General features: G+C 74.6%; 21 protein-coding genes. 11 read left to right on the plus strand and 10 right to left on the minus strand.

From position 1 onward, the window contains the following. Window positions 1-34 precede the first annotated feature (34 nt). Together O7628_RS27025 and O7628_RS27030 are read right to left on the minus strand one after the other, a co-directional pair. Window positions 35-1690, minus strand: a complete 1656-nt coding sequence (locus tag O7628_RS27025; protein ID WP_278134830.1) for a glycosyltransferase — start codon at window positions 1688-1690, stop codon at window positions 35-37. A gap of 304 nt (window positions 1691-1994) precedes the next feature. Then, entirely contained in the window at window positions 1995-3224 is a 1230-nt protein-coding gene (locus tag O7628_RS27030; RefSeq protein ID WP_278134833.1) for an MFS transporter, read from the minus strand. Window positions 3225-3653: 429 nt separating this feature from the next. On the opposite strand from O7628_RS27030, the gene O7628_RS27035 reads away from it, so the two are divergent. Both O7628_RS27035 and O7628_RS27040 read left to right on the plus strand, forming a co-directional pair. Next, on the plus strand, window positions 3654-4895 hold the full coding sequence (locus O7628_RS27035) for a cellulose-binding domain-containing protein (protein WP_278134835.1): 1242 nt from the start codon (window positions 3654-3656) through the stop codon (window positions 4893-4895). 170 nt (window positions 4896-5065) lie between these two features. Beyond that, window positions 5066-5479 carry a barstar family protein gene (locus O7628_RS27040; protein WP_278134838.1) on the plus strand — a complete coding sequence of 138 codons (414 nt, stop codon included), beginning with the start codon at window positions 5066-5068 and terminating at the stop codon, window positions 5477-5479. Between the two features lie 96 nt (window positions 5480-5575). Here O7628_RS27040 and O7628_RS27045 read toward each other — a convergent pair whose 3' ends face one another. After that, window positions 5576-6334 carry an HD domain-containing protein gene (locus O7628_RS27045; RefSeq protein ID WP_278134840.1) on the minus strand — a complete coding sequence of 253 codons (759 nt, stop codon included), beginning with the start codon at window positions 6332-6334 and terminating at the stop codon, window positions 5576-5578. Window positions 6335-6504: 170 nt separating this feature from the next. Here O7628_RS27045 and O7628_RS27050 point away from each other — a divergent pair, with 170 nt between their 5' ends. Further along, on the plus strand, window positions 6505-7134 hold the full coding sequence (locus tag O7628_RS27050) for a DedA family protein (RefSeq protein WP_278134842.1): 630 nt from the start codon (window positions 6505-6507) through the stop codon (window positions 7132-7134). 165 nt (window positions 7135-7299) lie between these two features. On the opposite strand, the gene O7628_RS27055 is transcribed toward O7628_RS27050, so the two are convergent. From O7628_RS27055 to O7628_RS27080, 6 genes are all read right to left on the minus strand, one after another. Beyond that, the gene (locus O7628_RS27055; RefSeq protein WP_278134844.1) at window positions 7300-8652 is read right to left on the minus strand and encodes a pectate lyase; all 1353 of its coding nucleotides are present in this window, start codon (window positions 8650-8652) and stop codon (window positions 7300-7302) included. 228 nt (window positions 8653-8880) lie between these two features. Continuing rightward, a complete protein-coding gene (locus tag O7628_RS27060; protein ID WP_278134847.1) occupies window positions 8881-10101 on the minus strand; it encodes a Gfo/Idh/MocA family oxidoreductase in 1221 nt (406 codons plus the stop codon). A gap of 13 nt (window positions 10102-10114) precedes the next feature. Beyond that, complete coding sequence (locus O7628_RS27065; RefSeq protein WP_278134848.1) at window positions 10115-11605, minus strand: mannitol dehydrogenase family protein; 1491 nt, start codon at window positions 11603-11605, stop codon at window positions 10115-10117. Beyond that, window positions 11596-12900: an enolase C-terminal domain-like protein gene (locus tag O7628_RS27070; protein WP_278134849.1), complete on the minus strand. Its 1305-nt coding sequence runs from the start codon at window positions 12898-12900 to the stop codon at window positions 11596-11598. Before O7628_RS27070 ends, O7628_RS27065 begins: the two co-directional genes overlap by 10 nt. Beyond that, entirely contained in the window at window positions 12897-14327 is a 1431-nt protein-coding gene (gene uxaC / locus O7628_RS27075; protein ID WP_278134851.1) for a glucuronate isomerase, read from the minus strand. The genes O7628_RS27070 and uxaC overlap by 4 nt, the downstream gene beginning before the upstream one ends. A 116-nt stretch (window positions 14328-14443) precedes the next feature. Further along, the gene (locus O7628_RS27080; protein WP_278134853.1) at window positions 14444-15772 is read right to left on the minus strand and encodes a Gfo/Idh/MocA family oxidoreductase; all 1329 of its coding nucleotides are present in this window, start codon (window positions 15770-15772) and stop codon (window positions 14444-14446) included. A 237-nt stretch (window positions 15773-16009) separates the two neighbouring features. On the opposite strand from O7628_RS27080, the gene O7628_RS27085 reads away from it, so the two are divergent. The 8 genes from O7628_RS27085 to O7628_RS27120 all read left to right on the plus strand — a co-directional run bounded on the left by O7628_RS27085 (window position 16010) and on the right by O7628_RS27120 (window position 23699). Further along, window positions 16010-17134: a LacI family DNA-binding transcriptional regulator gene (locus tag O7628_RS27085; RefSeq protein ID WP_178064685.1), complete on the plus strand. Its 1125-nt coding sequence runs from the start codon at window positions 16010-16012 to the stop codon at window positions 17132-17134. Window positions 17135-17153: 19 nt separating this feature from the next. Then, window positions 17154-18488 carry an extracellular solute-binding protein gene (locus O7628_RS27090; RefSeq protein ID WP_278134855.1) on the plus strand — a complete coding sequence of 445 codons (1335 nt, stop codon included), beginning with the start codon at window positions 17154-17156 and terminating at the stop codon, window positions 18486-18488. Window positions 18489-18520: 32 nt separating this feature from the next. After that, window positions 18521-19498, plus strand: a complete 978-nt coding sequence (locus tag O7628_RS27095) for a sugar ABC transporter permease (protein ID WP_278134857.1) — start codon at window positions 18521-18523, stop codon at window positions 19496-19498. Window positions 19499-19620: 122 nt separating this feature from the next. Beyond that, complete coding sequence (locus tag O7628_RS27100; RefSeq protein ID WP_246384678.1) at window positions 19621-20382, plus strand: carbohydrate ABC transporter permease; 762 nt, start codon at window positions 19621-19623, stop codon at window positions 20380-20382. Continuing rightward, window positions 20379-20996 (plus strand): hypothetical protein, encoded by a 618-nt coding sequence (locus O7628_RS27105; protein ID WP_278134859.1) that lies wholly within the window; start codon window positions 20379-20381, stop codon window positions 20994-20996. Before O7628_RS27100 ends, O7628_RS27105 begins: the two co-directional genes overlap by 4 nt. Then, window positions 20993-21898, plus strand: coding sequence for a PmoA family protein (locus tag O7628_RS27110; RefSeq protein ID WP_278134861.1), 906 nt, complete (start codon window positions 20993-20995; stop codon window positions 21896-21898). The genes O7628_RS27105 and O7628_RS27110 overlap by 4 nt, the downstream gene beginning before the upstream one ends. Next, on the plus strand, window positions 21895-23088 hold the full coding sequence (locus tag O7628_RS27115; protein ID WP_278134863.1) for a sugar kinase: 1194 nt from the start codon (window positions 21895-21897) through the stop codon (window positions 23086-23088). The genes O7628_RS27110 and O7628_RS27115 overlap by 4 nt, the downstream gene beginning before the upstream one ends. Continuing rightward, window positions 23085-23699 carry a bifunctional 4-hydroxy-2-oxoglutarate aldolase/2-dehydro-3-deoxy-phosphogluconate aldolase gene (locus O7628_RS27120; RefSeq protein ID WP_278134866.1) on the plus strand — a complete coding sequence of 205 codons (615 nt, stop codon included), beginning with the start codon at window positions 23085-23087 and terminating at the stop codon, window positions 23697-23699. Before O7628_RS27115 ends, O7628_RS27120 begins: the two co-directional genes overlap by 4 nt. A gap of 60 nt (window positions 23700-23759) precedes the next feature. Here the strand turns inward: O7628_RS27120 and O7628_RS27125 are convergent, their stop codons facing one another. Then, a complete protein-coding gene (locus O7628_RS27125; protein ID WP_278134867.1) occupies window positions 23760-24776 on the minus strand; it encodes a LacI family DNA-binding transcriptional regulator in 1017 nt (338 codons plus the stop codon). Between the last annotated feature and the right edge of the window lie 10 nt (window positions 24777-24786).

The raw sequence follows: 24786 nt of genomic DNA on the forward strand, positions 1-24786 counted from the left end.
GGGACGGGGCACGCGCCCCGTCCCCGGCCGTGCGTCAGCCGGTCGTGGCCGCGACCGGGGCACCGGCCCACACGCAGCGGCCGTCCCGGCAGGTCACCAGCACGGCCACCGGGCCCGCGGTCGCCGGACCGGTTCCGGCAAACGACCCGTCGTCCTGCCGGTCCAGCGCGATCACCGCCACGGGGTCACCCGGATACACCAGCTCCACCCGGGCCGCCTCGGGGTGGGCCCAGCGCACCGAGACCCCGTCCGGGCCGGCGACCGCCGTGCCGACGCCAGCGTCGTGGCCGGGGGAGGACGTCGGCGGCAGGACGTCGGGGCCCGACCGCCCGCCGGGCCAGGTGCCCGCGACGCACGCCGCGAACACGGCGAGGAACCGGTCGGCGGCCCGGGACCAGGTGAACTCGCGGGCGGTCGCCACGGCCCGCGAGCGGAGCGTGTCGACCAGCGGCGACCCGGCGCGGACCAGCGCCAGCATGCGGGCCAGGCCGTCGTGCACCGCGTCGGTCAGGTCCGGGTCGGCGACCCGGAAGGAGCGGGGCAGGGCGAGCCCGGTCGCCGTCGGCGCGTCCAGGTCGAAGGAGTGCCGGAAGTGGCGCATGCCCCGCTGCGCCGTGGCGACCGGCACGGCGCCGCTGGCCATGGCCTCGCCCATCGCCATCAGGAAGGTGTCCATCTCGAACTTCGCCGGGAACACGCACAGGTCGCTGGATGCGGCCCAGTCCATCAGCTCCGCGGGCGGCATCGGCCCGGTGCGGATCCGGACCTGCCCGGGGTGGTCGGCGGCCAGCGCGGCGAGGTCGGCGTCCTGCGGCGGGTGCGGGGCGAGGCAGTGCAGCAGCAGGTTGAAGCGCTCGCCCTCGTCCAGCAGCCGCCGCGTCCCCCGGAACAGCTCCCGCAGCCCCTTGTGCTCCACCGAGTACCGGCCGTTGTGGTAGACGGTCGGCAGCGCCGGGTCGAGGCCGAGCGCGGTCAGGGTCCGCCGCCGCCGCTCGTCGTCGCGCGCCACGTCCAGCCATTCGTCGCCGATGGCGCACCCGCCGACCATCAGCCGGTCCGCCCGCGACCACAGCTCGCGGCGGACGGCCAGCTCGGCGAAGAGCTGGGCGAACGGCGTCTCGGCCTGGGTGAGGGCGTGTTCGAGCTGCCCCTCGGAGAGGAAGTCCACGGCGTCGGCCGAGCGGGCCACCAGGGCCAGCGCGCTGACGTAGTCGTGCCCCGGCCGCTGCGGCTGGTCGCGGTAGAGCAGGGTTTGCGGCAGGAACGCCCGCATGGCCCGGTGCAGCGGCGCGTCCAGGGGCGGGTCCGCGAGCCCGTCGACGACCGCGGGGTCGGCGTCGAGGTCGCGCAGCAGGGCCCGGGCCTGCGGCGCGTAGACCTTGGAGTTGACCGGAAGGTTCGTCTGCACGGTCGAGACGACGGGGAAGCCGTACGTCGACAGCGCCGCGGGCAGCAGGTGGTGCAGGACGGGCTCGTGCAGGTGCACGACGGTCTGCGCGGTTTCCTGGCCGGAGAGGAAGCGGGCGGCGAGGATCTGGAACACCAGCGGCTTGAGGAACGTCGGGTCCGTCCCCTCGGCGGCCGCCGGTGGGTGCAGCGTGTCGGTGTGGGAATCGAGAATCTCGTTGCCGAGCAGGATCACGTCGATTCCCTCGACGGTCATCCGATAGGCGCGCGCGGATCCGTCCACCGTGACGCCACCGGGATGACCCGGCCATCTTTCGGGGTCGACCGGAATGGTTATCTCGCCGGTGGACCGCCAATCCGTCTCGACGACGTCGTGGTCCCGCCGCAGGAGTGGGATCAGCCCGTGCGCCGCGGTCAACGCGGTGACCCGGTGCCCTCGGTCGCGGAACTGCCGGAGCAGATTCCACAGATAGACGGAGGTGCCCGCCTGTACCAGAGAGTCGTCGAATCCGGTGCACTCGAAATGGCATTCGATGATGTGCAAGCGCGGTTCCTTCCAGGTGACATCCGTCCCCGGCGGACAACCGTCAGCGCTCGACCCCCGCTGACGGGACCGGGGCATTGTCCTGCTTCTCGCCGGCGCGGCTCGGTGCCCGCATCGCGGTGGCGCCCGCCGCGACGAAAACTGCCAGCACCACGGGAATCCACAACGCCGACGGCAATCCCACCACGGTCGCTGCGGCACCGATGAGAATAGGGCCGAACAGGAATCCCAGATAGCCGATGCTGACCACGGTCGACAGGGCCCGGCCGGCGCGGCTCGGATCCTGGTTCCCGGCGGCGGAGTAGACCTGCGGGGCGATGCACGACAGGCCGGCGCCCAGCAGCCCGAACCCGACGACGCCGGCGACCGGGTGGTGCACCAGCAGGGCCGCGCCCAGGCCGCACGCCGCGAGCGCGCCGCTGAACCGCACCAGCGTGACCGGTCCCAGGGCGCGCACCAGCCGGTCGCCGAAGAGCCGGCCCACCGTCATCATGATCGAGAACGCGGCGAATCCGTACGCGGCGAAGCCTGGGCTCGTCTCCAGGTTGTCCCGCAGGTAGACGGCGCTCCAGTCGGCGGCCGCGCCCTCGCCGACGAGCGTGCACAGCACCAGCACGCCGAAGAAGACCAGCAGCAGGGAACGGCGGGAAGGCCCCTGCTCGGCGGTCGGCGAGCCGGCGGCGGCCTCGGGGGCGCGCGCCGCGGGCAGCACCCACAGCGCCGCCCAGACGGCCAGCACCAGCACCCCCGCGCCGACGGTGAGGAAGGTGACGCCGACGCTGGCCCCGCTGCGCGCGAAGAAGCTGCCCACGATGGCCCCGAGGAAACCGCCGATGCTGTAGATGGCGTGGAACGACGACATGATCGGTTTTCCCCAGGCCCGCTGCACCTCAAGCGCATTGGCGTTCATGGCGATGTTCAACGTGCCGTGCGTCGCGCCGAAGAGGAACAGGGTGACCGACAGGACCACCAGGGTGTCGCTGTATCCGGGAAGGACGAGCAGCACCCCTTCCAGGATCGCCGACGGAATGAGCACCCGGGTGCTGCCGAAACGGTCGGTGAGGCGACCGAGCAACGCCATGCCGACGATGCAGCCGGCCGCAAAGGCCAGCAGCGCGACGCTCAACCGGCCGTCACTGAGCCCCAGCTTCTCCTTCACCGCCGGAATCCGCGCCGTCCACACCCCAAGCGCTGTTCCGAAGAGCAGGAACGCCAGGGACGTGGCGATTCTCCCGCGACGAATCCGACGGCGGTCGACTGGTGCGTTGTCCACAGGGCCCCCTACCCAAGGCAGGCCCCGACACTACCGTGCCCGGCAGGGATACGCCACGAGTCGACAGCGCGGGTTTCGACGGCGAATCTGGTTGACGGGAATGGATCCGGGGCCGGTTATCGCCGACGAGGCGACGCGACCCGGGCCGGCGGTAGGGCCCGGTCCGCGCACCGGGCGCGCCCGCGGCTCCGGTGGCGGTCGGCGCGTCGCCACCACCTTGCTATCCATCGGTGGGCATCACTAGATTGGTCGACGGGCGCCGCCGTGCCGTCGATCGCCGACCGGCGCGACGGCTGATGGTCCGCCCGGAGCCGGGCATCCGCGTCGCGCCGCCGGTCGCGCCGCCATGCGAGCGTTCCCGCAGTTCCCCCGTGCCGCCGTCGGCCACGCTCCGCGCCCGTGCGGCGGCACACCCCCGGAAGGAACCCGATGAGGATCTCCCGCGCCCGTCTCACCCCGATCGTCGCCGCCGGGGCGGTCCTGGCCGCCGCCCTGGCCGGCGTCGGCCTGCCCACCGCCCCCGCGACCGCCGCCGCCGGCTGCCGGATCGACTACGTGCCCAACCAGTGGACCGGCGGCTTCACCGCCAACATCCGGATCAGCCCCGGCGACACCGCCGTCAACGGCTGGACCGTCACCTGGACGTGGGGCGGCGACCAGCGGATCACCAACGGCTGGAGCGCCGAGGTCAGCCAGTCCGGCGCGGCGGTGACCGCCCGCAACGTCGCCTGGAACGCCTCCGTCCCGGCGGGCGGGTCGACCGAGTTCGGCGTCCAGGGCACCGTCGGCGCGAACACGGCCGGGCCGACCGGGTTCGCGCTCAACGGCGTACCGTGCAACGGCGCGACCCCGCCTCCGACGACGACCGCGCCGCCGACCACGCCGCCCCCGACGACGCCGCCGCCCACCACCCCGCCCCCCACGACGCCGCCCCCGACCACCCCGCCGCCCACGACGCCGCCGCCCACCACCCCGCCGCCCGCCGGCTGCGGCACGGCCGTGCTCTGCGACGGATTCGAGAACCAGACCGGGTCGACGCCGTCCGGCGACTGGGCGGTGGTCAACCCCGACTGCTCGGGCACCGGCACGGCGGCGATCGACACCGCCACGACGCACAGCGGCAGCCGCTCGCTGCGCATCAACGGCACGGTCGGCTACTGCAACCACGTGTTCGCCCGGACCACCAAGGGCCTGAGCACCCTCGGCGCGGTCCGCTACGCCCGGCTCTGGGTGCGGCACACCACCGCCCTGCCCACCTCGCACGTCACGTTCCTGGCCATGGCCGACTCCGCCGACGGCGGCAAGGACCTGCGGATGGGCGGCCAGAACGGCGCGCTCCAGTGGAACCGGGCCTCCGACGACGCGACGTTGCCGGAGCAGAGCCCGTCCGGGGTGGCGCTGAGCCTGCCACTAACCACCAACCGCTGGTCCTGCGTCGAGTTCATGGTCGACGGCGCGCAGGGCCGGCTGAACACCTGGGTCGACGGCACGGCGGTCACCGGCCTGACCGTGGACGGCACCCCGACCCACGACATCGACGGGCAGTGGCTCAACCGCACGTGGCGTCCGCAGCTCACCGACCTGCGGCTGGGCTGGGAGAGCTACGGTGAGGGGGCCGACACCCTCTGGTTCGACGACGTCGCGGTCGGGGCGAGCCGGATCGGCTGCTGACCGCCCGGGTCGGGCGGCCCGGACCGGGCCGCCCGACCCGCGTTGGCGCGGATTTCACCGCCGTGTGCGGATCAGTTCCCCCGCCGCCCCTGGCCCGCGCCGGCCCGCCGGGCCCAGACTGTTCCCCGGCGCCGGTCCGCGCGGTCCGGCGCCGCACCGGGGAGGGCACCATGACCGAGGGGTACGCCATCGGGCTGCCGTCGTGGCTGAGCATCGCGGATACCGGCCCCACGGACGCGTCGGGGGAGCGGGCCGTGCTGGTGGCGGCGAGCGCCCGCAGCCGGTCCGGCCTGTTCACGGCGCTGGTCGGCGCGCTCGACCTGCCCGGCCACGTCGGGCGCAACTGGGACGCGCTCGCCGACAGCCTGCGCGACCGGCTCGACGCCGGCCCGCTGACCCTGGTGGTCGACGAGGCCGCGCAGCTGCTCGCCGACGAACCCGTCGGCCACCTCGGCCTGCTCCTGGCGGTCCTCGGCGGTGCCGCCGGTGACGCCCCGCACCCGCTGCGCGTGGTGCTGCGGGACGCACCGGAACGCGTGTCGGACGTGCGCCGCCGCACGACGCGCGCCCTGCCGCGCCGCTGAGCCGACCGGCGCCCTGCCGGGCCGCTGAGCCGACCGGCGCCCTGCCGCGCCGCTGGGCGGGTCGCACCGGAGCCCGCGCCCCCCGGGCCCGCGGGCTCACCGGCCGGTCGGGGCCCCGGCCTCCACCGGCTCGTCGAGGATCGCCGCGAAGCGTTCCTCGGCGAGGTCGAGCTGGCCGAAGATGTGCTCCTTGACCTCCGGCGCGAGCGGGGTGTCCGGCCGGGCGACCAGCTCCCGCAGGACCGGCACAAGCGGGCGGTACTTCGCCGCCAGGGAGTAGACCCGCGGCCCGACGGTGTGGATCAACCCGACCCCGTTGTCGGTGAAGTCGGAGACCTTGACGACCCGGGCCCACGGCTCGCGGTCCAGGCTGGCCGCCACGTGCTCCCGGTACTGCGCGTGCCGGTCCCGGTCCGGGTCGTACGCCGGATTGGTGACCGCGGCGACCAGCCGCGCGACCCGCGGGCCGAACCGCGCGGCGAGCGTCGCCAGCGCCGCGGCCGTGCGGTCGCCGCCGGTCGCCGGTCCCGCCCGGTGCTGGCCCGCCAGCTCCGCCGGGTGGTCCTCCACCGCGTCGTGCAGCAGGCCGGCGACGACCACGTCCACGTCGCGCACCTGGTAGTGGTGCATCATCCGGATCGCGACCCGCAGCAGGTGGTTCAGGTACGGCTCGCGCACCCGCCGGTCGTCGCGGTGCAGTTCGGCGGCGAGGTCGAGGGCGGCGGTGAGCCGGGCGCGGGCCTCCTCGTCGAACGCGTGGATCTCCAGCCGGAACCGTTCCCGCAGGCCCGGCTCTCCGTGGATCTCGGTGATCGCGTGCATGGGCATCGAGGCCAGGTACGGCGGGAAGTCCATCCACCACTTATAGCTGATCTTCACCGTCGGTGGGCCCGTCCGTCGGCCTTGTGACGCCGACCGTGGCCGGCCCGGCGTCGCCGGTCTCGCAGTCGCCGCACGTCCGCGGTGCTCCGGGCGGGTCGGCCGGACGGGGCCGCGCCGAGGCCCGGCCGGGCAGAATGATCGGGGTGGACCGGGTGCTGGGGGTGCTGGTGGTGTTGCCGCCCGCGCTGGTGCTCGCCCTGGTCTTCCTGCTTCCCGCGCTGGAGGCGTCGACGTTCCTCGGGCTGTTCGTGCCGGGGGAGATCGCCGTGCTGGTGGGCGGGGTGGTGGCGCACTCCGGGCGGCTGCCGCTGTGGGCCGTGATCGCGGCCGCCGTGGCGGGGGCGGTGCTGGGCGACCAGGCCGGCTACCTGGTCGGCCGCCGCTACGGCCGCCGGCTGCTGGCCCGCACGCCCCGTCAGTTCGTCCGCTCGGGCGAGCTGCGGCGCGCGCTCGACCTGGTGCGCCGCCGGGGCGCGGTCGCCGTGCTGATCGGCCGCTGGGCGGCGGCGCTGCGGGCCCTGGTGCCGGGCATCGCCGGGCTCAGCGGGATGCCGCGGGCCACGTTCACCGTGGCCAACGTGGCCGGCGGGGTGCTCTGGTCGGTCGCGGTGGCGGTGCTCGGGTTCCTCGCGGGCGCCTCGTACCGGCTGCTGGAGCGCCGCCTCGGCCTGGGCGGGGAGGCGGTGCTGGCCGTGCTCGTGGTCCTGGTGGCGGTCCGGCTGTGGCGGCACCGCCGGGCGACCCGCCGGACCGCCCCGCCGCGCCGGGGCTGACCCCGCGGGCGCGGGCCGACCCGCGGGCTGGCCCCGCTGCGACGGCCCCTGGCGCAGGGTCGGCGTGCCGGGACGGGGGAGAGAGGGGGCCCCCGCCCCGGCACGCCGAGTCAGGTGAGAAGGGGGCCCTTCTCTACCTTATGCGTTAACAAGGGGCCCCTCCTTTCACAGCGGCAGGCGGTTCGCGCCGGCGAGCGCGCCGACCACGAGCGGGACCAGCGGCGCGGGCAGCACCTGGCCGTGCCGCAGGGTCGGCGTCCAGCCGGCGTCGCCGCCCAGGTCGGGGTCGTGGGCCGCGTTGTACGCGGCCACCAGGTCGACCGGGCGGGCCCGGTCGCCGTCGGCGCGCACCCAGTTGCCCCGGGTGGTGACGGCGGTGCCGCCCCAGTCGTAGAGCAGGTCCCCGGCGGCGATGCCCGCGCCCAGGGTGAAGTGGTTGTTCTCCACGTACGCGGCGGACTGCACCCCGACGCCGACGGCGTACTCGAAGCCCTCGCCCGAGAGCCGGTACCAGTTGTTGTAGACGTCGACCTGGCCGAACCGCACGCGCGGCAGCCGCTGCAGCACGCGGTCGAACATGTTGTGGTGCAGGGTCACCTTGAGCCGGCCGACGTCCGGGCCGACGGTGTTCGACGAGCCGATCAGCATCAGCTTGTCCCGGCCGACGAACCGGTTGTACGAGGCGGTGACCAGGCTGGCGGTGTGGGTGACGTCCAGCGACCCGTCGTGCACCTGGTAGGGCCGGCCGAAGTACACCGGCTGCGCGCTGTCGGGGTTGTCGCCGTCGGTGAACGTGTTGTGGTCCACCCAGACGTGCTCGCTGCGGCGCACCGAGACCTGGTCGTACTGGGAGTTCCAGTTGCCGGTCGCGCCGTCGGTCGGCGACCAGGCCGGGAAGCAGTCCCGGGCGTCGTCGAAGGTCAGGTTCCGCACGATCACGTTGTTCGCGGTGTCGATCATCAGGGTCAGCCCGGTCAGCGTCGCCCCGCGCAGCCCCACGATGGTGGTGTTCGGGCCGACGTTGATCTGGGTCTGCTTCGTCTGGTTGGCCACCGAGCGCACCCGCGCGGCCTCCAGCGGCCCGGTCGGCGGCACCATGCCCCAGACCGCCGGGTCGTACGCGGCCAGGTAGGCCGCCTGCGAGTACTCCGGGTCGGCCAGGTCGGCGCAGCCGAGCAGGCTGCCGTCGGCGGCCTCGAAGCCGTCGATCACGCCGTCGACGACGATCAGCTTGGGGGTGGCGTTGGTGCGGTTGGTGGCGTTGTCGCCGCCGAGGGCGTCGACCAGCTCGGCGCGGGTGCGCACGAGGTGGACCTGGTCGGCGGCGGCGGCCGAGCCGCCGGTGGTGCCCACGCCGTCGGCCGCCCAGCCGTCGCCGGGCGGCAGCGTCTGGCGGGCGAAGCGCTCGACGGGCCGGGGCACCGGGCCGGCGGCGTCGGCGGGGGCGGCCGCCGCCGCGCCCGGTGTGACCAGCAGGGACAGGGCGACCAGGGCCGCCCCGGGAAAGCGGTGACGCATGAGGACTCTCCGAAGGGGTCTGTCGGTGCGGCGGATCCCGTGACGGGCACGGGACGCCGGTACGACTGACCGTAAGGAAAATCACTCAAGTGAGTCAATGCTTTCTATATGCAGCTATGTTGCACCGAATTGTGACAAGCGGCATTCACCCGGCCGTTCGCGGCCCCGAACGCGGTGGTTGCGCCCGATATGCGGGACCGGCCGTCGCCCGTCGTTTGCAGCGTGTTTTCAGTGGCCCGGAACCGGGCCCGCCTCGGCCGCCCCCTCCCGCGCCAGTTCGGTGCGCACCGGCGGCACCGCCCACGGCACACCCAGCTCCGACAGCAGCGCCCCCGACCCGGCTGCCGCCCGCAGCGCCGCGTTGACGCCGCGCACGGTCAGCACCCGGTCCGGCCCCCGGCCGGTCGCGGTCACCAGGTCGCCGCCGAGCAGCGTCGGCTCGGGCGCGGCCTGGACCGCCTCCAGCACGGCCGTGAACGGTGCCGTGCGGGCCAGCGGGGCGATCAGCGGCGTCCCGGCCGGGTCGGCCCGGTGCGCCAGCAGGTTCTCCAGCAGGCCGCGCCGCCCCGGCACCTCCCGGGGCGCGTCGTCGCCGGGCAGCAGCAGCCGGTCCGTCGGATACTCCAGCACCGCCCGCCCCGCCGAGCCCGTCACGAGCACCTCCCCGGCGACGAAGTCCTCGCCGGCCAGGGTCACCGCCGCCACGATCGGCGGCCCGGCGCGCGGCACGACCCGCAGGGCCGCCGTGTCGTCCACCTCGATGGGGCGCACCCGGTAGCGCTCCAGCTCGATCGTCGCCGGCCGCACCGGTGCGCCGGTGACGGCCTCCGCCACGGCGAGGCACTGCATGACGGCGTGGGCGAGCGGGTTGGCCAGCGCCCCGTCGAGCACCGGGCGGCCGTCCAGCGTGCGCCGGCCCGCCCAGGGCGCCCGCGCGTAGTAGCCGTCCGAGCGCTGCCAGGCGGCCACCGTGGCGATGCCGGTGACCGTGCCGAGCCGCCCCGCCGCCACCGCCGCCGTCAGCTCGGCCAGCGCCGCCGAGCCGAGGGCCTGGAAACCGACCTGGCAGGCCCGGCCCGTCTCGGCCAGGGCGGCGGCCAGCAGCCGGTGCTCGGCCATCGACAGCACCGGCGGCTTCTCCAGCAGCACGTCCGCCCCGGCGGCCAGCACGTCCCGGGCGATCGGCAGGTGGGTGTGCGGCGGGGTGCAGACCACCACCACGTCCGGCTTCGCCGCCGCCAGCATCTCCGCGTGGTCGGTGAAGACCGCCGCGTCCGCCGGCAGCGCCGCCGCCGGCTCCGGCTCGATCGGGCGTACGTCGACCAGCGCGACCAGGCGCAGCCGGCCGGCCTCGTGCAGCGGCGCGATCACCCGGCGGTGCCAGCGGCCGTGCCCGTTCGCGCCGATGACCGCCACCCGGGGCGGCGCGCCGGTCGCCCCGGCGCTCATGCCGGCACCGTCCTCATGCCGCCCCCGCCAGGGTCGCCGCGACCCCGTGCCGGTGCAGGGCGGTCAGCCAGTCCGTGACGTCGGCGCGGACCTCGTCGTCGCCGGCCACCTCGGCGGGGAAGACCTCCCGCAGCCCGAACAGCGCCTCGACCACCCCGGCCGGGGTGCCGCCGGAGGCGGCCAGCGCCCCGGTGATCCGCTCGGCGAGCGGGTCGGCCAGCGGCAGCGCCGTGCCGTCGTCGGCGGTCCCGCACACGAACCGCATCCACGCGGCGACCACCAGCGCCGACCAGCGGGCCGACCGGCCCGCCGCGCGCAGGTCCACGATGGTGTGCAGCACCCGCTGGGGCAGCTTCTGCGAGCCGTCCATGGCGATCTGGAGCGTGCGGTGGCGGATCGCCGGGTTGGCGAACCGCGCCAGCACCTCGTCGCCGTACGCCACCATCGACACCCCGTCCGGCGGGGTGAAGCTGACCGCCACCTCCTCGGCGACCAGCCGGCGCAGCACCCCGGTCAGCCCCGGCACGCCCAGCGCGTCGGCGACGGTCTCCCGCCCGGCGAGGGCGCCCAGGTAGGCGGTGGCCGAGTGCAGCCCGTTGAGGCCGCGCAGCTTCACCCGCTCCCACTGCCCGGCGTCGTCGGTGAGCACCGCGCCGGCCACCTCCCACGCCGGCCGGCCGCCCGGGAAGTCGTCCTCGATCACCCACTGGCGGTACGGCTCGGCGGCCACGGCCGCCAGGTCGGCGAAGCCCAGCGCGTCGCGGGCCGCGGCGAGGGTCTCGGCCGTGCTGGCCGGCACGATCCGGTCCACCATCGTGCCGGGGAACGTGACCTGCCCGGCCACCCAGGACAGCACCCGGTCGGACGCGCCGGAGCGGGCCAGCGCCTGCTCGACCAGCCCGCGCAGCCGGGCCCCGTTGGCGGGCAGGTTGTCGCAGCTGACCAGCGCGACCGGCCCGGCGTCGGCCGCCGCCCGGGCGGCCAGCCCGCGCACCAGCAGGCCGGGCACCGTCGTCGGCGGCGCGTCGCCGGCCAGGTCGGCGGCGAGCGCCGCGTCGGGACTCAGCCGCCCGGTCACCGGGTCGAGCTGGTACGCCTTCTCCGTGACGGTCAGGGTGACCACCCGGATCGCCGGGTCGGCCAGCAGCGCGACCACCGCGTTCGGGTCGCTCGCCGCGTGCCGGACCCCGGCCAGGGCCCCGATCACCCGGGTGCTGTCGCCCTCGCCGGACAGGGTGGTCACGCTGAACAGGTTGTCCTGCGCGGCGAGCGTCTCGACGAGGTCGGTGCTGCGCGGGGCGACGCCGACGATGCCCCAGTCGCCGCCGGCCGCGCCGACCGCCTCCTCCGTGTAGACGGCCTGGTGGGCGCGGTGGAACGCGCCGAGGCCCAGGTGCACGATGCCGGCCGGCACGGTGCCGGGGCGCAGCAGCGGTCGGCTGGCCTCGGGCAGCCGGCGCAGCGCGGCCAGCCCGAGGCGGGACGCGCCCACGGTCACCGCCATGCCGGGCCGTCCGGGAAGCGGAACTCGGCGATCGACCCGGGGCGCATGGTGGCGCTGTAGCCGGGCGCGGTGGGCAGCAGGTAGCGCCCGTCCCGGGTGCGGACCGGGTCGACGAAGTGCTCGTGCAGGTGGTCGACGTACTCGACCATCCGGCCGTCGAGGCTGGCGCCGACGCGCAGGAAGTCGAAGACGGCCAGGTGCTGCACGTACTCGCAGAGGCCGACGCCGCCGGCGTGCGGGCAGACCGGCACGCCGAACTTCGCCGCCATGACGATCTCCGCGAGCACCTCGTTGACCCCGCCGACGCGGCAGGCGTCGATCTGCATGACGCCGATCGCCTCGGCCTGGAGCAGCTGCTTGAAGATCACCCGGTTGGCGGCCACCTCGCCGGTGGCGACCCGGCACCGGCCGCCGGTCAGCTCGGTCACCGCGCGGGCGATCCGGGCGTGGCCGAGGATGTCGTCGGCGTGCGTCGGCTCCTCGATCCAGTACGGGTCGACCTCCGCCAGCGCCGTCATGTTGGTGATCGCCTCGTCGACGTCCCACACCTGGTTGGCGTCCATCATCAGCAGCGCGTCCGGGCCGATCTCGGCGCGGATGATCCGCGCCCGGCGCAGGTCGTCGGCCGGCGGGCCGCCCACCTTCATCTTCATCGCCCGCCACCCCGCCGCGTACGCCTCCCGGGTCAGCGCCCGGACCTTCTCGTCGGGGTAGCCCAGCCACCCGACCGAGGTGGTGTACGACGGGAAGCCGTCGCGCTCCAGCAGGGCGACCCGGTCGGCCATCCCGTCGCGGCCCTTGTCGAGGATGGCCGCCGCCTCGTCGGGGGTGAGGGCGTCGGTGATGTGGTGGAAGTCGATGCTGGCCACGAGCTCCTCGGTGGGCAGCTCGGCGAGGAACCGCCACATCGGCCTGCCGGCGAGCTTGGCCCGCAGGTCCCACACGGCGTTGACCAGCGCGCCGGTCGCCATGTGGATGACGCCCTTCTCCGGGCCCAGCCAGCGCAGCTGCACGTCGGCGCTGAGCGAGCGCCAGAACGTCACCGGCTCGGCGACGATCTCCTCGACCGTACGGCCCCGCACGTGGTGGGCCAGGGCCCGCACGGCGGCGCAGGTGATCTCGTTGCCCCGCCCGTTGGTGAAGGTGAAGCCCGCGCCGACCACCCCGGCGTCGGTGCCCAGCTCGACGTACGTCGCCGAGTAGTCGCCCTTGTTGATCGCGTCCGAGCCGTCGCCGGCCGCCGCGGTCGGGAAGCGCACGTCGTGCACGTCGACGGAGGTGATCCTGACACTCACAGCTGTTCCCCGATCTTGTAGACCCTCTTGGGCAGGCGGTAGGCGAGGTCGACGATCGTCTCGGCGGCCTCGTCCTCGGTCAGCCGGTGCTCGGCGACCAGCCGGGCGAGGAAGCCGGCGTCGACCCGGCGGGCCACGTCGTGCCGCACCGGGATGGAGCAGAACGCCCGGGTGTCGTCGACGAACCCGGCCGTGTTGTAGAAGCCGGCGGTCTCGGTGACCGCCTCCCGGAACCGGCGCAGCACCTCGGGGGAGTCCAGGAACCACCAGGGCGCGCCGAGGTAGAGGGCCGCGTAGCCGCCGGCGAGGGGGGCCAGCTCCCGGGTGAACGTGTACTCGTCGAGGGTGTAGACCACCACCCGCAGCCGGGGGTCGTTGCCGTGGGCGTCCAGCAGCGGGGTGAGCGCGTGCAGGTACTCGGTGGCCTGCGGGATGTCGCCGCCGACGTCGCGGCCGTGCCGGGCGTACAGCCAGCGGTTGTGGTTGCGCACCGAGCCCGGGTGCAGCTGCATCACCAGGCCGTCGTCGAGCGACATCCGGGCGAACTCCAGCAGCATGTGCGCCCGGAACGCCTCCGCGTCGGCGGCGTCGGCCGTGCCGCGCAGGCCCCGCTCGAACAGCGCCGCGGCCTCCCGCGCGTCGAGGTCCAGGGTCTGCGCGGTCGGGTGGCCGTGGTCGGAGCAGGTCGCGCCGGCCGCGATGAACGCCTCCCGGCGTCGCCGCAGGGCGGCCAGGAAGCCGGCGTACGTGCCGGTGTCCTCCCCGGCGACCGCGCCGAGCCGCTCGACGTTGCCGGCCCAGTTGTCGAACTCCATGTCGACCACGTTGTCCGGGCGGAACGTGGTGACCACCTTGCCGCCGGGGCCGCCCCAGCCGTCGGCGGCGAGCTTCGCGTGCTGGGCCAGGTCGTCCAGGGGCGACTCGGTGGTGGCCAGCACCTCGATGTTGAACCGGTCGAACAGGGCCCGGGGCCGGAACGCGGGCTCGGCGAGGCGGGCCGCGACCTGGTCGTACACGGCGTCGGCGGTGGCGGGGGACAGCGGGGTGTCGACCCCGAAGACCTCGGTGAGGGTCTGCTCCAGCCACAGCCGCGACGGGGTGCCCCGGAACAGGTGCCAGCCGTCGACGAAGCGCCGCCAGATCTTCCGGCCGTCGGTCTCCACCGGGCTGCCGTCCACCGTCGGGACGCCCAGCTCGGCCGGGGGCACGCCCTGGCTGAGCAGCATCCGGGTCAGGTAGTGGTCGGGCACGATGATCAGCCGGGACGGGTCCGGGAAGGGCCGGTCCTCGGCCAACAGGGCCGGGTCGACGTGCCCGTGCGGGGAGATGATCGGTTGCTCCGCCGCCAGCGCGTACAGCTGCCGGGCCAGGGCGCGCAGGCCCGGGTCGGCGGGGAGGAGCAGGTCGGGTCGGGAGGTGGTCGGCACGTCGGATGGCTCCTCGGATGCGGTCGATGGTGCGGGGACGGGCCGGCGGGGCCGGGCAGCGCCGGCCGGCCCCACCGGGGCGGGCCGCGACGGCGGCGCGCCCGGCGCGCGGTCGGTCAGGGCAGGGAGAGCAGGTCGGCCACCCGGACGGCCTGGCCGGTCTCGAAGGACCGGTTGGCGGCCAGGCCGGTGAGCAGCGCGAGGGCCCCGTCGCGGGCGGTGGCCGCCCGGCGCAGCGGGTCCGTCGCGCCGCCGAAGAGCACCCGGGTCATCCGGGCGTCCGCGCCGCCGTGGCCCTGCCGGGTGTAGCCCTCGACCTCGATGCGCCGCGGCGGCTGCCAGTAGGGGCGCAGCGTGAGCGTGGCCGAGCCGCCCTCGGCGGCGGCCTCGGCGCCGTGCAGCGCCGCGCCCTTGAGCGCGCCGGCGGCCTGCGGGCTGACGAACTCGCTCTCCACGACCTCCAGTTCGAGGCGGCCCCGGCTGCCGTTGACCATCACCCGGTAGCCCTCCCAGGGGGCGTACGCGGTGAGGTGGTAGGTCATCGTCGCGCCGGTGGAGTAGCGGGCCAGCACGGCCATGTCGTCCTCGATGGTGACGCCGGGGGCGAAGACGTTCTGGTCGCGGTGGTAGCCGTCCTCGGCCTCGGCGTCGAGGTACAGCTCCCGCAGCCGGGGGTGCTCGGCCATCCGCAGCGCGAACGGGTCGGCGGCGGCGGCCGGGGCGTCGTGCGCGCGCTCGTAGTCGCGGGCGTAGCCGTGCCGGCGGCCGGCGTCGCCGTAGAAGAACAGCCGGCCGGCGGCGTAGACCTCGACCGGCGTGGCGTCGAGCCACCAGTTGACCAGGTCGAAGTGGTGGCTGGCCTTGTGCACCATCAGCCCGCCGGAGTTGGCCTTGTCGCGGTGCCAGCGCCGGAAGTAGTCCGCGCCGTGGCGCACGTCGAGCAGCCACTCGAAGTGCACCGACCCGATCTCGCCCACCGCGCCGTCGGCGAGCAGCCGGCGCAGCTGCTCGTGCAGGGGGTTGTAGCGGTAGTTGAACGCGACGGTGACGTGCCGGCCGGTCTCGGCGACCGCGTCCAGGATGCGCCGGCAGCGCGGCGCGTCGACGGTCATCGGCTTCTCCGAGACCACGTCGCAGCCGGCGTGCAGGGCCGCGACGATGTACTCGTCGTGGGTGGCGTCCACGGTGGTGACCAGCACCGTGTCGACCCGCTCCTTGGCCAGCATCGCGGCGAACTCGTCGGCACGGTACGTCGGCACCGGCGGGTGGCCCAGCTCGCCGAGCCACCGGTTGTGCGCGTCCATCCGGGCCTGGTTGACGTCGGCGAACGCGACCAGCTCGGCGGTGTCGGCGTGGTCGCGCACCAGCGCCCGGACGAACATCTCGGCCCGGGCCCCGGTGCCCACCACGGCGTGCCGGGTCCGTCCGCCGGTTCTGGAAGACATCGCGTGGGCCTCCTGGCTGGCTGCAAAGGTTTGCAGTGAAGAAACCACGATCGATCGCAGCGAGTCAACGACGGAAACAAAATCCGCGTGCCTCGTCCTACTTTCGCACCATACGAACGCATGATGCGTGCCCGTTCGAAACCTGGTCGTAACCTTCGAGCGTTGACACTGGAGCAACCGTTTGCATTAATTGGCGGCACCCACGTGACCGCAGCCACACCGGACGAAAGGGCCGCCGTGCCAGTCACCATCAGGGACGTCGCACGGGCCTCCGGCGTGCACATCTCGACGGTATCCCGCACGTTCTCCGCGCCGCACCTGGTCAACCCGGAGACCCGGGTCCGGGTGCTGGCCTGCGCGGAGGACCTGGGCTACCGGCCCAACCGCGCCGCGCGGGCCCTGATCACCGGTCGCACCCACAACATCGGCCTGATCATCGCCGACATCGCCAACCCGTTCTTCCCGCCGCTGATCAAGGCGGCGGAGGGGCAGGCCCGGCACCGCGACTACCACATCTTCGTCGCGGACACCAACGAGGACCCGACGGCCGAGGAGGAACTGGTCCACGCCCTGGCCAAGCAGGTCGACGGGGTGCTGCTGTGCAGCCCCCGGATGAGCAACAGCCTCATCGAGCAGCTCAGCCGCGAGGTCCCGCTGGTGGTGATAAACCGCCAGGTGACCGGCCTGCCCTGCGTGATGATGGACGTCGGCCAGGGCGCCCGCTCGGCCATCGAGCACCTGGTCGGCCTCGGGCACACCGCGATCGGCCTGCTCAGCGGGCCGCGCGGCTCGTGGACCAGCCGGGAGATCCGCCGCTCGGCCGCCGCCGCGGCCCGGGCCGGCGGCGCGGAGCTGACCGTCCTCGGCCCCAACCCGCCCACCGAGCACGGCGGCCTCGCGCTGGCCGAACACGTCCAGCGCAGCGGCGTCACCGCCGTGCTCGCCTACAACGACCTGATGGCGATCGGGCTGATCGAGGGCCTCGACGCCCTCGGGGTCCGGGTGCCGCAGGACGTCAGCGTCGTCGGCATCGACGACATCGCCCTGAGCCGGCTCACCCGGCCCAAGTTGACGACGGTGGCCACGCCTACCGCGGCCGCCGGCCGGACGGCCGTCGACATGCTGCTGCAACAGGACACCGACGCGCCGCGGGGACCCCGGGGCGTCGGCAGGGGCACGGCAGTCGGCGCCCGTCGCACCACCGCACAGGTAATGCTCCAGACCGAGTTGGTCATCCGCGACTCCACCGGGCCCGCTCCTGGGACCGGTAGCCCCGACGCCGTCCGTGTCGGCCCGGATCCGCATCGCACTGCGGACCCGGGCCGCCCGAGGGCGGCCACCGGTGGCGCTGTCGCCTCCTAACGCCGAGGAGTGAGCGCACATGCACCCCGCCACACCCCCCACCGCCGGCGCACCCGCCGGGCGTTCCCACCGTACCCCCCGCCGTAGGCTGCTGCGCGGGCTTGTCGCCCTCGCCGTGGCCGCGCCGCTGGTCCTCGGCGCCGCCGCCTGCGGCGACGACTCCGCCGGCGACGACGGCAAGATCAAGCTCTCCATCTTCTGGTGGGGCGGCGAAGCCCGGGCCAAGCTGACCGAGGACGCCCTCGCCCTCTACACCAAGAAGAACCCGAACGTCACGTTCGAGAAGACCTGGCAGGCCAACCAGGGCTACTTCGACAAGCTGGCCACCCTCACCGCCGGCGGCAACCCGCCGGACATCTTCCAGATCGACGACAACTACCTCGCCGAGTACGCGGCCCGCAACACCACCCTCGACCTGACCAGCTACTCCGACTCCGGCAAGCTCGACGTGTCGAAGTTCCCCAAGAGCCTGTGGCAGTACGGCGTGGTCGACGGCAAGCTCGCCGGCCTGGCCGCCGGCGAGAACACCCAGGGCCTCGTCTACAACAAGACCCTGCTCACCAAGAACGGCCTCCCGGAGCCGACGACCGGCATGACCTGGGAGGAGCACATCGCCTGGGCCGAGCAGGTGGCGAAGAAGGCCAAGGTCCCCGGCACCATGGACCCCAGCGCCGACTACAAGGCGTTCTGGGTGTGGCTGCGCCAGCAGGGCAAGGACATGTACAAGGGCACGGAGCTCGGCTTCACCGTCGAGGACGTCACGAGGTGGTTCGAGCTGTGGAAGGGCGCCCGCGACCGGGGCGCGACCCCGACCCCGGACGTGATCCACGAGGGCAACGCCACCGACATCACCAAGCAGCTCGTGGTCACCGGCAAGGCCGGCACCTCCTGGGTCTGGGTCAACCAGATGCCGGAGCTGAAGAAGAACACCAAGGACGAGCTGGGCGTGGTCGCCTACCCGGGTGACCCGAGCGCCCAGTGGGCCCGCGCCGCGATGTACTGGTCGGTGTTCAAGGGCAGCAAGCACAAGGACGTCGCCGTCGACGTGCTCAACTTCCTCGCCAACGACCCGGAGGCCGTCAAGATCCTCGGCACCGACCGGGGGCTGCCGTCCAACCTGGACCTGCGCCGCGTCGTCAGCGACGACACCACCGACCCCGCGATGAAGCAGTCCATCGCGGTCGAGACCGAGCTGGCCCAGAAGTTCGGCCAGTCGCCGCAGGTGCCGATCAAGGGCCACAGCAAGGTCCGCGCCGAGCTCATCAAGGCGGCCGAGGAGGCGCAGTACGGCCGGCTCGCCCCGGCCGCCGCGGCGGCCCTGTTCATGGACGCCTGCAAGTCCGCCATCGCCTGAACCGCCGCACACGCTCGGAAAGGAGCCGGCTCGTGGCCCTGACCACGGTGCCCGACCCGACCCGACGCGGCACCGGATCCGCCCGCGCCCGCCACGGCGCGGCCGGGCGGATCCGGCAAAGCGAAGGTCTCGCGGGGTACGTCTTCCTCTCGCCCTGGCTCGTCGGACTGATGGCCATCACGGCGATTCCCATGCTCTTGTCCCTCTACCTCAGCTTCACCAACTACGACATCCTCACCCCGTTCTCCGAGGTCGAGTGGGTGGGCCTCGCCAACTACGAGCGGATGTTCACCAGCGACCCCTCGTACTGGCACGCGGTGCGGGTGACCCTGACCTTCGCCCTGGTCGCGGTGCCGCTGAAGCTCGCCGCCGCGCTCGGCGTGGCGTTGCTGCTCAACCGGGCCTGGCGCGGGGTCGGGCTGTTCCGCAGCCTGTTCTACCTGCCGTCGCTGCTGGGCGGCAGCGTCGCGCTGGCCATCGTCTGGGTGAACATGTTCAACCGCGACGGCGCGTTCAACTCGATGCTGGCCCTGTTCGGCATCGAGGGCAAGCCCTGGGTCAACGACCCGGACTGGGCGCTGGAGACGCTGATGGTGCTCGCCATCTGGCAGTTCGGTGCCCCCATGGTGATCTTCCTGGCCGGGCTCAAGCAGGTGCCGACCGAGCTGTACGAGGCCGCGTCCGTGGACGGGGCCGGCAGGTGGCGGCAGTTCCGCGCCGTCACCCTGCCGATGCTCTCCCCGGTCATCTTCTTCAACCTGGTGCTGGAGACCATCAACGGCTTCCAGGGCTTCACCGCGGCCTTCGTGCTCAGCAACGGCACCGGCGGCCCGGTCGACTCCACGCTGATGTACACGCTGAACCTCTACATCAAGGGCTTCACCGACCTGGAGATGGGCTACGCCTCGGCGATGGCCTGGGTCTTCCTGATCGCCATCGGCGTCATCACGGCGGTCTTCTTCAGCACCGGACGGTTCTGGGTGCACTACTCCGACGGGGAGGACCGGTGACGACGGCTACCGCGGAACCGCCGGTGACCGGGCCGCGCCGCCCGCGCGCCGGACGAGGGCAGGCCGTCCGCCTGCTCGTCCTGATCGCGATCGTGGTGGTCGTGCTCTACCCGCTGTTCTGGATGATCGGCACCTCGGTCAAGAGCCAGCAGGAGATCGTCAGCAACATCGGCCTGCTGCCGAAGGAGTTCACCCCCGGCAACTACGTCGACGGGTGGACCAACTTCGACCTCAGCTTCGGCCGGTTCTTCCTCAACAGCGCGATGGTCAGCCTGCTGACCGTCGTCGGCAACGCGGTCTCCTGCCTGCTCGCCGCGTACGCCTTCGCCCGCCTGCGGTTCCGGCTGCGCGGGATGTGGTTCGCGATCATGATCGGCACCCTGCTCCTGCCGGGGCACGTGCTGATCGTGCCGCAGTACATCCTGTTCCGCAGCCTCGGGCTGGTCGGCGGCGAGTGGCCGTACCTGCCGCTGCTGATCCCGCAGTTCCTGGCGACCGAGGCGTTCTTCGTCTTCCTGATGGTGCAGTTCATGCGGGGCATCCCGCGCGAGCTGGACGAGGCGGCGAAGATCGACGGGGCCAGCGCGTTCGGCATCTTCCGGCACGTCATCCTGCCGCTGAGCCGCCCCGCGCTGGTCACCACCGCGATCTTCTCGTTCATCTGGACGTGGAACGACTTCTTCCGGCAGCTGGTCTTCCTGTCCAGCCTGGAGGACTACACGGTGCCGGTGGCGCTGACCCTGTTCATCGACTCGACCAGCCAGAGCGCGGTCGGCCCGATGTTCGCCATGTCGGTGCTGTCCCTGCTGCCGGTGTTCCTGTTCTTCCTGGCCTTCCAGCGGATGCTCGTCGAGGGCATCAACACCAGCGGCCTCAAGGGATGAGCGCCGTGCCGCAGGACGCGCCGGCCCGCCGGGACTGGCGGGACGTGCTGCGCGACGCCGCCGACCTGGCCCTGGTCGGGTTCGCGCTGGTGGTGGGCGCGCTGCCGGTGGTCACCGCCGGCGCCGCGCTCGCCGCCGCCAGCGCCGCCGTGCACGACCGGGTCACCGACGGCGGCTGGCCCGACGCGCGGACCACGCTGCGCCGGTACGTGCGGGGGCTGCCGGCCGGCGTGCCGGTCACCCTCGCCGCGCTGGCCGGCGCGGCCCTGCTCGGGGCGGACCTGGCCGCGCTGGCCACCGGCCGGGTCCCCGGCGGGGCACCCGCCCTGCTGGTCACCGGCGTCGTCACCGCGGCCCTGGCCGGCTACGCCGGCCTCGTCGTCGTCGAGGTCGGGCGGGCCGGCGGACGGGGCTGGCGGGCCGCGGCCCGGTCCGCCGCCCGCTCCTGCCTGGCCCGCCCGGGCGGCTGGGCGGCGGCCGGCGGCGTGTGCTGCGTGGCCGGCGTCCTGACCGCGCTGGTCATCCCGGTCGCGCTCCCGATCCTCGCCGGGTACGCTCTGGCCGCCCTGCACGCGGTCGCCCGCCGCCCCGCCGCCGCCGTGGAGCCCTCGTGACCGACCAACGCCCCCGCCCCCGCACCGACGACGCGGGCCCCGGCAGCCCCGACGACCCCCGGCTGCGCGTCGGCGGCGTCGAGGTGGCCCGCTACGTGCTCGCCCCCGAGCTCGACGCCACCCACGGCCCCCGCCCCTACCTGCACCCGGTGCGGACGCTGGGCGGGACGGTGGTCACCGACGAGCTGCCCGCCGACCACGTCTGGCACCTCGGCGCGTCCCTGGCCGTGCAGGACGTCGCCGGCACCAACCTGTGGGGCGGGCGCACCTACGTGCGCGACGCCGGCTACACCTGGCGCGACGACCACGGCCGGATCGTCCACACCGGATGGGAGGAGCGCGGCGACGACGCGCTGGCCCACCGGCTCCAGTGGCGCGACCCGGCCGGCGCGGTGCTGCTCACCGAGCGCCGCCGCCTGGCCGCCGCGCCGGTGCCCGGCCGCCCCGACGCCTGGCGGCTGGACCTGCGCTACGCCCTGACCGCCCCCGCCGACCGGGACGTCCCCCTCGGCAGCCCCGCCACCAACGGCCGCCCCGGCGGCGCCGGGTACGGCGGGTTCTTCTGGCGGGCGGTCGCCGCCGAGCCGCCGCACGCCTTCACCGCCTCCGCCGACGGGGAGGAACACGTCAACGGCAGCGCCGAGCCGTGGGTCGCGCTGACCGGCACCGGGCCGGGCGGCGGCGCGTACACCCTGGTCTTCACGGGCCTGGGGCCCGGCGACCGGTGGTTCGTCCGGACGGCGATGTACCCGGGGGTCTGCGTGGCGTTCGCCTTCGAGACCCCGGCCGTGGTGCCCGCCGGCGGCAGCCGGCACGGCCGGCACGGCGTCGTCGTGGCCGACGGGGCCCTCGACCGCGACACGGCCGCCGTCCTCGCCGCCACCCCGACGGAACGCGCGTGACCGGCGCGCCCGGCCCCGAGGTGGTCGCCGTCGGCGAGACCATGGTGGTCATGTCGCCGGCGGACGCCGCGCCCCTGGACCGCGCCGACCGGCTCCGGCTCGGCGTCGGCGGCGCCGAGTCCAACCTGGCGATCGGCCTGGCCGGCCTCGGTCACCGGGTGGCCTGGGTCAGCCGGGTCGGCGACGACCCGTTCGGGCGGATGGTGCTGCGCGAGGTCGCGGGCGGGGGCGTCGACGTCGGCTCGGTGGCGCTCGACCCGCACGCGCCGACCGGCGTCTACTTCAAGGACCCCCGGCCGGAGGCCACCGGCGTGCACTACTACCGGGCCGGCTCGGCGGCGTCCCGGCTCGGCCCCGGCGCGCTGGACGACCCGCGCCTGGCCGGCGCGCGGCTGCTGCACCTGTCCGGCATCACGCCGGTGCTGTCGGAGTCCTGCCGTGCCCTCGTGGCGCACGCGGTCGACGACCGGCCGCTGGGCGACGCGCTGGTCAGCTTCGACGTCAACCACCGGCCCCGGCTCTGGTCCGCCGACCGGGCCGCCGACGTGCTGCGCGACCTCGCCGACCGGGCCGACATCGTCCTCGTCGGGCTCGACGAAGCCGAGCGGCTGTGGGGCGCCGCCGACCCGCAGGCGGTACGCCGGCTGCTGCCCCGCCCCGCGACGGTCGTCGTGAAGGACGGGGCCGTCGGCGCGACGGCGCTGCCACGCACCGGACCGGCGGTGTTCGTGCCGGCGCTGCGCGCGCCGGTGGTCGAGCCGGTCGGCGCGGGCGACGCGTTCGCCGCAGGCTACCTCTCCGCGGTGCTGCGCGGGCTGGACCAGGCGGCCGCGCTGCGCTGCGGCCATGTCGTCGCGGTCCGGGCCCTCGCGGTGCCCGGGGACTGCGCGCCCCCGCCGCGGCGGCGGGACCTCGACGGGGTCGTGGCCCTGACCGCCGACCGGTGGGCGGCGCTCGACCCGGTCGCGGCCGGCCTGCTCCACGGCCTGACCGACGGACCGGCTGATGAACCGGTCGGCGGATCGGCTTCGGACCCGGTCGCCGCTGCGGTGGTCTGGCAGGCCGACGGAGCGGTCGTCGCAGCCGCCGACGGACCGGTCGGCGGTGGCGGGACGGCCGCCGCCGATGACGGGAGCGCACACGTGGGGACCGGCGCGGCCGGCCCCGGAGACGGAAGGGGCAGCCGGTGACGGCGCACGACTTCACACCGATCTTCGCCGGGGCGCGGGTCATGGTGATCCTGCGTGACCTGCCGCCGCAGGAGACGGTCCGGCTCGCCAACCGGGCCTGGGACCTCGGCATCGACGTCGTGGAGGTGCCGGTACGCACCCCCGAGGCGGTGACCGCGCTGCGCGCGGCCGTGGAGGCGGGGCGGGAACGGGACCGGATCGTCGGGGCGGGCACCGTCTTCACCCCGGCGCAGGTCCGGCAGTCCGCGTCGGCCGGCGCGGCGTTCACCGTCGCCCCCGGGCTCGACCTCGCGGTGGCCGACGTGGCCCTGACCTACGGGATCCCGCACCTGCCCGGCGTGGCCACCCCGACCGAGGCGCAACGCGCCCGCGACCACGGGCTGACCTGGCTCAAGGCGTTCCCGGCGGTGAGCCTCGGGCCGCAGTGGTTCAAGGCCGTCGCCGGGCCGCTGCCCGAGCTGCGCTTCGTCGCCACCGGCGGCATCGACGCCGGCAACGCGGCCGACTTCCTGGCGGCCGGTGTCAAGGTGGTGGCGGTCGGGTCGGCCCTGTCCGATCCCGCCCAGATCGACCGCCTCGCGGAGCTGGCCCGGGGCGACCGGGCGGCCTGACCGCCCGGCACGGCCTGACCGCCGGGGCGTGCGGGGCGGGGCGGGGATCCGGGGGCCGGGTCAGGCGGGGGCCGGGCCGGTGCTGCCCCGGCGCACCAGCTCCGCCGGCAGCGTCTCGACGCGGGGGCTGCCGCTGGCCGGGTCGAGGGCGAGGGTCATCGCCCGCACCCCCATCTCGACCAGGGGGAGCCGCACCGTGGTCAGCGCGGGGGTGACGTCGGCGGCGATCGGCATGTCGTCGAAGCCGAGGACGGAGACGTCCTCGGGCACCCGCACGCCGCGCTCCCGCAGCAGGGCGAGCGCGCCGACGGCCATCGAGTCGTTCAACGCCACGATCGCGGTGGGCGCGGGGCTGGCGTCCAGCAGCTCGGCCGTGGCCCGGGCCCCGCCGTCGCGGTCGAAGTCGGCGTACCGGATGCGTTCGTCGGGCAGCTCGACGCCCTGCTCGGCGAGGGTCCGTCGTAGCCCGGTCAGCCGGTCGGTGATGGTGGTGAGCACCCGGGGCCCGGCGACGACACCGACCCGCCGGTGCCCGAGGCGCAGCAGTTCCCGGCCGATCAGCTCGCCGCCGGTCGTGTTGGCCGGCATCACCGCGTCGCCGAAGTGGTCGTGCCGGCCGATCACCGCGACCCGCCCGCCCGTCGCCTCGTACGCGGCGAGCTTCTCGTTGAGCGTCGTGGTGAACGCGGCGTCGTGGTAGCCGGACCCGGCCAGCACGATCGCGGCGACCTGCTGGCCGCGCAGCAGCTCCACGTAGTCCAGCTCGCGGACGGGGTCGCGGTAGCTGTTGCAGATGATCAGCAGCCGGCCCCGTTCGGTGGCGACCCGTTGCAGTCCCCGGGTCACCTCGGCGAAGTAGGGGTCGGAGACGTCGTGGACGACGACGCCGACCACGCTGCGTTGCGGCCGGGCCAGCAACTGGGCGTGCGCGTTCGGCACGTACCGCAGGTCGGCGACGGCGCGCAGCACGCGTTCGCGCAGCTCGTCGGCGACCGGTTTGCTGCTGCCGTTGATCACCCGTGACGCCGTGGCGGGGGAGACGCCCGCCCGCCGCGCCACATCGGCCAGCGTCGCCATCCGCCGCCCC

The sequence above is a fragment of the Micromonospora sp. WMMD956 genome, assembly GCF_029626125.1.
Classification (GTDB): domain Bacteria; phylum Actinomycetota; class Actinomycetes; order Mycobacteriales; family Micromonosporaceae; genus Micromonospora; species Micromonospora carbonacea.

Excerpts from the sequence above, each read along its gene's own strand:
- O7628_RS27035 (WP_278134835.1), top strand. The coding sequence starts at position 3,654 with ATGAGGATCTCCCGCGCCCGTCTCACCCCGATCGTCGCCGCCGGGGCG.
- O7628_RS27040 (WP_278134838.1), top strand. The coding sequence starts at position 5,066 with ATGACCGAGGGGTACGCCATCGGGCTGCCGTCGTGGCTGAGCATCGCG.
- O7628_RS27045 (WP_278134840.1), bottom strand. The coding sequence starts at position 6,334 with ATGGACTTCCCGCCGTACCTGGCCTCGATGCCCATGCACGCGATCACC.
- O7628_RS27055 (WP_278134844.1), bottom strand. The coding sequence starts at position 8,652 with ATGCGTCACCGCTTTCCCGGGGCGGCCCTGGTCGCCCTGTCCCTGCTG.
- O7628_RS27060 (WP_278134847.1), bottom strand. The coding sequence starts at position 10,101 with ATGAGCGCCGGGGCGACCGGCGCGCCGCCCCGGGTGGCGGTCATCGGC.
- O7628_RS27065 (WP_278134848.1), bottom strand. The coding sequence starts at position 11,605 with ATGGCGGTGACCGTGGGCGCGTCCCGCCTCGGGCTGGCCGCGCTGCGC.
- O7628_RS27080 (WP_278134853.1), bottom strand. The coding sequence starts at position 15,772 with ATGTCTTCCAGAACCGGCGGACGGACCCGGCACGCCGTGGTGGGCACC.
- O7628_RS27090 (WP_278134855.1), top strand. The coding sequence starts at position 17,154 with ATGCACCCCGCCACACCCCCCACCGCCGGCGCACCCGCCGGGCGTTCC.
- O7628_RS27100 (WP_246384678.1), top strand. The coding sequence starts at position 19,621 with ATGATCGGCACCTCGGTCAAGAGCCAGCAGGAGATCGTCAGCAACATC.
- O7628_RS27105 (WP_278134859.1), top strand. The coding sequence starts at position 20,379 with ATGAGCGCCGTGCCGCAGGACGCGCCGGCCCGCCGGGACTGGCGGGAC.
- O7628_RS27125 (WP_278134867.1), bottom strand. The coding sequence starts at position 24,776 with ATGGCGACGCTGGCCGATGTGGCGCGGCGGGCGGGCGTCTCCCCCGCC.